At 71.6% G+C, this 729-nt stretch carries 1 protein-coding gene and 1 pseudogene; both read left to right on the forward strand.

Annotation, left to right across the window (positions count from 1 at the left end; all coding sequences use genetic code 11):
* Nucleotides 1-473: 4Fe-4S binding protein (locus tag FVW20_RS17490; RefSeq protein WP_372435020.1), on the forward strand; the 473-nt coding region annotated here is incomplete at its 5' end.
* Nucleotides 470-729, forward strand: a pseudogene (locus FVW20_RS17495) (radical SAM protein); the annotation flags it as partial. The gene FVW20_RS17490 and the pseudogene FVW20_RS17495, both read left to right, overlap by 4 nt.

Raw genomic sequence — 729 nt, forward strand, 5'->3', positions numbered from 1 at the left:
GCCTGGTTGCGCCGCTGCGCCTGAAGCCCGGCGGGCCGGCGGCGCGCCTGCTGCCCTTCGGCAAGTACGGCGGGCTGGCGCTGGCACTGTGGGCCTACTTCGTGCTGGGGCAGCCGCGCGTCAACGTGCCCATCCGCACCGGGGAATTCTTCGGCGCGGTGGCCCTTACCTTCGAACACGCCATGCCGTTGTGGCTGGTGCGCACCTGGGCGGTGGCGGGCATCCTGGCACTGGGCGTGGCGGTGTCCGCCGCGTGGTGCCGTTTCGCCTGTCCGGCGGGCGGCGTGCTGGAAGCGGTGCGCCGCTTCGCGCCGTTCTCGGTATACAAGACCGACGCCTGCAACGGCTGCGACAAGTGCCGCAAGGCCTGCTACATGGCCACGCGGCCCGAGGAAGCCAACTGTACCAACTGCGGGGACTGCCTTGGCTCGTGCCCGCAGAACTGCATCGGCATGGGGCGGAAGCCGCGATGAAAGCGGGCGATTCGCGCCATCCGTGCTTTACCGCCGGGGCGCACGGCACGCATGCGCGCATCCACCTGCCGGTGGCGGCGGCCTGCAACATCCGCTGCGGCTATTGCGACCGGCGGCATGACTGCGTCAACGAATCGCGCCCCGGCGTGACCAGTCGCGTGCTGGACCCGACGGAGGCCGCGCAACTGGTGGACCGGGCCGTGGCCGCGCTGCCGCACCTTTCGGTGGTGGGCATTGCCGGGCCGGGCGACCCGCT

It is taken from the genome of Nitratidesulfovibrio oxamicus (assembly GCF_015731765.1).
In the GTDB taxonomy this organism is placed as follows: Bacteria; Desulfobacterota; Desulfovibrionia; order Desulfovibrionales; family Desulfovibrionaceae; genus Cupidesulfovibrio; species Cupidesulfovibrio oxamicus.